This is a genomic window from Pricia antarctica (assembly GCF_900101815.1).
Taxonomy (GTDB): Bacteria; Bacteroidota; Bacteroidia; order Flavobacteriales; family Flavobacteriaceae; genus Pricia; species Pricia antarctica.
Genome location: NZ_FNAO01000024.1, coordinates 1 through 6,111, shown reverse-complemented (window position 1 = coordinate 6,111; position 6,111 = coordinate 1). Strand labels below are relative to the sequence as shown.

At 42.6% G+C, this 6,111-nt stretch carries 6 protein-coding genes; 4 read left to right on the top strand and 2 right to left on the bottom strand.

The genetic code is table 11. The features are described 5' to 3' along the window. From BLT07_RS21520 to BLT07_RS20310, 3 genes are all read left to right on the top strand, one after another. Positions 1-270 (top strand): transposase (locus tag BLT07_RS21520; protein ID WP_245726625.1); only part of this gene is annotated, 270 nt, incomplete at its 5' end. Positions 271-668: 398 nt separating this feature from the next. Continuing rightward, the gene (locus BLT07_RS20315; protein ID WP_091874406.1) at positions 669-1,997 is read left to right on the top strand and encodes a hypothetical protein; all 1,329 of its coding nucleotides are present in this window, start codon (positions 669-671) and stop codon (positions 1,995-1,997) included. Positions 1,998-2,816: 819 nt separating this feature from the next. Then, on the top strand, positions 2,817-3,269 hold the full coding sequence (locus BLT07_RS20310) for a hypothetical protein (RefSeq protein ID WP_091874403.1): 453 nt from the start codon (positions 2,817-2,819) through the stop codon (positions 3,267-3,269). A 269-nt stretch (positions 3,270-3,538) separates the two neighbouring features. Here the strand turns inward: BLT07_RS20310 and BLT07_RS20305 are convergent, their stop codons facing one another. Both BLT07_RS20305 and BLT07_RS20300 read right to left on the bottom strand, forming a co-directional pair. Then, positions 3,539-4,684 carry an IS91 family transposase gene (locus BLT07_RS20305; RefSeq protein WP_091874401.1) on the bottom strand — a complete coding sequence of 382 codons (1,146 nt, stop codon included), beginning with the start codon at positions 4,682-4,684 and terminating at the stop codon, positions 3,539-3,541. Next, positions 4,684-5,502: a tyrosine-type recombinase/integrase gene (locus tag BLT07_RS20300; RefSeq protein ID WP_245726628.1), complete on the bottom strand. Its 819-nt coding sequence runs from the start codon at positions 5,500-5,502 to the stop codon at positions 4,684-4,686. Before BLT07_RS20300 ends, BLT07_RS20305 begins: the two co-directional genes overlap by 1 nt. A gap of 424 nt (positions 5,503-5,926) precedes the next feature. On the opposite strand from BLT07_RS20300, the gene BLT07_RS20295 reads away from it, so the two are divergent. After that, a partial coding sequence (locus BLT07_RS20295) for a type II toxin-antitoxin system HigB family toxin (RefSeq protein ID WP_139205184.1) occupies positions 5,927-6,111 on the top strand: 185 nt, incomplete at its 3' end.

Below are 6,111 nucleotides of genomic sequence, written 5' to 3'. Positions count from 1 at the left end.
AAAAAGCTGAGGCAAAGTACGGTGGAGCCCGTGTTCGGCAGCCTGACACAGTTCTACGGCCTACGGAAAATAGGCGTACTGGGCAAGGCCGGTGCGCACAAGGTCATGCTCATGGCCGCGATCGCCTTCAACCTTAAAAAGTACCTCAAGAAAGGGGGAGGGAAACCCTCTATTCGCATTTTAAAGACCATAATGGAGGCATTCCAAGGCTACCTGACAACCCATTACCGGCAAATCCGACCAAGACCGGTTCTCCTAAGGGCTCTGTAAAACAGCCGCCTTGGATCAATCTCTTTTACGTAGACCACTTCTGCAACGGCCACGAACGTTTTTTGGTGCTTGGCTTTACTCCTTTATGGTTTATTTTATTCACGGTTATTTGAACTTTCAACATCACAACAATATCCGTTAACGGAAGGATAACTGTCACCAAAGGCCATGTAAACCATAAATCACTGGCTTATAACATATCTCATCTTGAAATACATGGAAATATTATCCGGTGTTTTGTTGTGTTCCATCCTTTGCGTACGTTTTCGCACAGATGGGCTTCATACCCCTTATACCATGGTGCATGTGGATATTATCGTAAATAGGAGAGCTATATCGAATAAAGAACTGAAATAATTCGACATAGAGTACGTTTGTATCTTATACACGTGCTAAAAATGAAATTTACCAAATCCACAGTACTAATTTTTTTTACGTTTTTGATTCTAAATTGCTCCAAGAGCGAAGCTCCGAACCCAGAACCAAAGGCCGAAGAAAAACCAGATCCTGATACAAATCCAGAAGAACCAATTGAACCAAAGAACGAGGTTTATTTTTCCTACTATTCCGACCCGAACGATACCTATTCACAATGGAACGACAATTGGATAATTCTTCACGACCAGGGCGGCGAGCTTTTAGATTATAGGCAGTTCGCAATTGGAGACTCGCTCGAATTCAAGAAATCCGCCGAAATGCTACTTAACGTTCAAACACTATCCGTAACGGTATTGAAACACAGGCTAGGGGAAGGAGGTGGCCACCATCATGCGATGGATACAAGAACAAGTATAAATAAGGGCACAGTTTGGGGATGGGCTGTAAATGAGCCCAAAATTTTAAATCCACCAAAAACAAACAGTGCACAAATTGGAATTACCGTCAATAATGTGCCCAACGTACATTGGTTCGAGTTATCTTCCCAACCCCAAGGGCATTTGGAGGGGCATCCATTTTATCAAGAAACTGATGTGCTGGAAATCGGTGGCGTCCGTCTCTATAAAGACATAAGTTATTTGCTGTCTTTAAGGGATGGCAACGAAGAAATCAAGTATCAGATCTTGGAATTACCCGATCCTTTCTCAAATATAGTTTTGAACTACGATGATTTTCTAGAATATGATAATGTTTTGGAGGTCGAATTACCTGACTATAAGAGTTATGCCGCTTACGTTAGTGCTCGTAACAAATCAATAAACTACTCCAATAGTTTTAGTATTAGCCGAGAGAGTTCAGGGCGTCAGCCACGGAGCGTTGCGAAGCTGGGATATATCAATAGCTTCGATACCTTTCATACAGATTTGGTTTTGCACTATGATGACCAAACTACTTATAACCGTTATAAAATAGGGGTAATGCCAACGAGCATTAATGTACCTGAAGACCCTCAATTTCAGGCATATGGCAACACTATTTATGACTATAGTTTTACTACGAATCAGGACTACTATCGTAATACATCTTATTGGACATATGAAGATGAGGAACGGGATATTATCACAAGATATAGTTTCGGGGGTAAATCCGACAACGGTGTCCTAACAGGAACATTACCAGACCAAGTGTTGGAGAATTTTCCTTATTTGAATTTGGACAACTTAAATCGGGAATTGACGTCACTAACTATTGGCGAAAACGTGGACCATGTATCTGATGATATACAGACCATATTCGGCCTTATCGTTCAGCAGGACATTGAGACCATCAAATTCAAAACCTCTGATTGACTGGACAGACCGCTATGGATATTACGTAAGGGTTATTCAATATTTGAATTGCCCAATTTGCAGAATTTTAAGATACCATTTCTTTACTTCTCAATTGGTGTGAATTATTTACTAGTTTTGAGTATGGGCAGAGTCAGAATTTTGAACTCCATTTATAACCTCTCGTTTAGACTCGCTAAAGTTCGATTCGGGGCTGACAGTCTTGATTATAAATACTCTTTCTTTTGATGGGAACTGGTTTGAAGAAACTTTCAAAACCCGTAAACACGCGTTGGAAAATTTTATCCTTGCCAGTGCATATATAAGGATATATCAACTACATCGATATTTACAGAAGGCTTCTGAATGTGATTAACTTATAAAACCTGTTATGATAGTAAAACTGAAAGTTTAATGTTTTTTGAGAATTCTTTAAAACAAACAAAGCCACCTTTAATTGAACTTGTAAAAAATACTATTTGCACATCTAAGAAGTGGATTTGGATGATAAAGTGGCGAATTAGAGCATTTTTGAAGTGTTCTATAAGAAGAACGTTTTAAGGGGCTTCCGCTTTTTTCTTCCTAACTTTTTTCTATCGGCCGTTTTAGGGGACTAAAAATTTAACATTCCATTATTCAATTTTATTTAGTTGACATGATGGATTTTAAGGATAAGCAATATTTAGCCATATAACCGGTTTTAGACATCTTTCAACTTATAGGAAGACGATTTTACTAGATATCCATTAGATTAGTGTTCCTAAAATAGGAATATAGTAACTTGTTACTATATACAATTGTTGCCCACAATATAAAAAAAACAAAACGCAGAGAAATCTAATGAAAAAACTGACATCAAAATTTATCGGAATTGGAGCTTTATTCCTGATTATATCTTGTAAAACTTACACTATACCGACCGAAAGTTTCCGAGAACAAATGAAAAATACTAATTCGTCGACTATGAAAGACGTAAAAGTTAATAATCCGCTGACTTTTGGAAATATCTCATATTCCGCAAATAATATTAACCGAATAGTAGTTGAGGACAAAGATGGAAATAAAACTTATCTGAATAATTCTGGCTCAATCGAAATGCGAGTTACTCATAAAAACGGAAAAAAATTCCATATGTATTTTGATACTGTGATTTTAGAAAATGATACTTTAAAAGGTGGACGTTCAAGATTCATACAACTCCTAAAAAGACAAATTCCAATGGACAGTATTGCGAAAATTGAGGTCCAAGATGGCGGAAAGAAATTTAACTATCAAAACCAAGCTGAACGGTAAAAGCCAGTGTACAATAACTAAGCGTTCGTGTGGTCGGTACGACCCAACATGAACGCGGTGTTGAACTACACCGGCTGATCTGCCGTTGCTATGCAGTTTGATATGGGTTTATTGAGTGGTTTTGAGTGGCATCTCGATGGGTGCTTTTGCAGTTACCGTATTTTTTACTCCGTTTGGATGCTTTCAGCTATCCAAAGCCTTTAAATTCTTTTGCCGATCGGCACTTTTGACCTAAATCTTTCACTTTGGGCAATAGGTATCCCTTACAGCTATTGAGCCGTTTTATTTTTTGGGGTTCTATCTTGTTGTTTCAGTTTAGCTATCCAATTTTTGGGCGGCCCTCTGCCGTCGAACATAAAAACCGTTGCCAAGATACCTTCTTTACACCTAGGGCACCTTCGGTGCAGAATCGGCGGTGATTCTTGTTTTGGAGGTCGTTGCCCCATTTCTGCCATGAGCAGCGGTAGTATTATCTTCTTCTTGCTACTGCTCAAAATACCATAGTGGCGTATGCGCACAAAGCCCTTGGGCAGGACATGCAGACTAAAACGTCTAATGAATTCCGTATCGCTTAGGCTAAGTAGCTGCTTTGCGCCCCCTTTTCTGTAATCCTTGGCGGTAAAAGTGACCTTGCCATCGGCAAGCGATCGTATCCTGTGATTACTGATCGCGATTTTATGGGTATAGCGCCCCAAGTATTCCACAACATTTTGAGGGCCCGCAAAGGGGCGTTTGGCATATACCACCCAATCTTTGGCAAAGAGTTTGTCATAAAATGTCCATGGCTCGTCGAAATCCTTTCTCAGGCTTTCCACAAAACGTGCCCTGAAGACCTTGCTCATCTGCTTTACCGGAAAAAGGTACTTCCCCTTGTTCTTGGCATACTTCCATTTTCCCTTTCCACTAACACCACCTCCAGGAACGATACAATGCAGATGTGGGTGAAGACCTAGGTTCTGTCCCCAAGTGTGCAGTATGGACACCATGCCCATACCGGCCCCGAGAAACTTTGGGTTGGCACCAAAATCCCGCAATACGCTCCATGCGGTCCTGAACAAAATAGTATATACCTGTTTCGGGGCATATAGGCACAGCCGGTTCACCGTGTCCGGCAGGGTGAACACCACATGGAAATAGGGCACGTTCAGCAGTTCCTTTTCCCGTGCCCGTATCCATTGTTCGCGTTTGTGCCCTTGGCATTTCGGGCAATGCCGGTTGCGGCAACTGTTGTAGCTCAAGTGAAGCCTGTTGCACCGCGGGTTGTCGCAACGGTCTATATGACCGCCTAGGGCCGCGGTCCTACATTTGTGAAGGGCATGCAGGGTACGCAGTTGCCAAGTGTTACCGGTATACTTTGATAACAGCGCTCCATTACGTTCCAACACATCGGCCACTTGATATAAGGGCCGTGACATTACCGCTTATCGTATAATTTTTCCAAGGGACTGAAAACAGCTCGTTTGGAAAGCTGCGATACGTGCAGGTACATCATGGTGGTCTGGATGTCCACATGGCCCAAAAGATCTTTTAGGCCCATAATGTCCATTCCCATTTCCAAAAGATGCGTAGCATAGGTATGGCGCAGACTATGGGTGGTCACCTCTTTTAGGATACCGCTATGTTGCCTGGCCTGTTTCACTACCCATTGCACCCCGTTGGGCGACAGCCCTACAGGGTTTCCTTCCCTGTCGTTACCGTTGAAAAGCCATTGTACGGGACGCTCGGAAGAAAGATAGATCTGTATACCGCGTACGAGCAGATCGCAAAGGGGTACATAGCGGTCCTTACGACCCTTCCCCTGGCGGATATGGAGCTGTTTCCTGTCCATATCCACATCCTTGATATGCAGATTGCGCAGCTCCGCATTGCGTAGACCGCAGCCGTAGAGCAGCGCCAACAGCAAACGGTGCTTCTGTAACTTGGGTGTTTTCAAAAGTAGCCTTACTTCTTCCCTGCTCAGCACTACCGGGAGTTTCTTCGGCCGTTCTATCGAGGGCAGTGACACCCGATTCTCGGGCAGATCATAGATGCGGTACAGATACCGAAGGCCGTAGACCGTATGCTTGAAGAAACTGTCGGAAGGAGTTTTGTGTTGCCTTTTTTGATAGTGCAGATAATCCAGGACCTGCTCACTGTCCAAGTCTAAAGGACTACGGCCAAAATGCAGGACCATATGGGAAAGACAGCGCGCATAATTGGTTAGGGTACTTTGGCTCTTACCGGCCAATTCCACCGAACGCTCCAGCTTTCGATAGTTAATAGCGAACTCGGGTACCTTTTTACAGGCCCGTTCGATCAGGGTACTACTTTTTTTTCATAATTTACATCTTGAGTATTGAACAATACTTAAAGGTAGTGAAGGGTATTTTCTTGAAGCTACCTTTAGGTTTAGTTCAACAAAACCTATGGGCAATGCGGGCACAGGTGCTTGACCAAAGGTTCTGGCCTGTCTAGCAACACCGCAATACCTTTTGGATTCTCCTCTCTCGCGGGACATGATAAAACCGGAACCAAAAGATTACGCTAAATTCAAGGCCCAAAGGCAGGCGTGCGACCCCGCACTGCACATAGCTCGGGCGTTGACAACAAGCTAATAAAACATAGATAGTTACCCTAGTGGTAACTTTTTTGGTTATATTTGTACCAAACGAAAAAGTGTGAGGATTTTTGCGAAACGGACCCTGAGGGAATTTTGGGAGAAGCACGGGGATTGCGAACTGCAGTTGAAGTCTTGGTATCGGGAGACGGAAAAGTCCGATTGGAAATCCATCAACGAACTAAAGTCGGAATATCCGAGTGCCAGTATCTTGAAGGACAATCGCATAGTTTTCAATATTAAGGG

Excerpts from the sequence above, each read along its gene's own strand:
- BLT07_RS20315 (WP_091874406.1), top strand. The coding sequence starts at position 669 with ATGAAATTTACCAAATCCACAGTACTAATTTTTTTTACGTTTTTGATT.
- BLT07_RS20310 (WP_091874403.1), top strand. The coding sequence starts at position 2,817 with ATGAAAAAACTGACATCAAAATTTATCGGAATTGGAGCTTTATTCCTG.
- BLT07_RS20305 (WP_091874401.1), bottom strand. The coding sequence starts at position 4,684 with ATGTCACGGCCCTTATATCAAGTGGCCGATGTGTTGGAACGTAATGGA.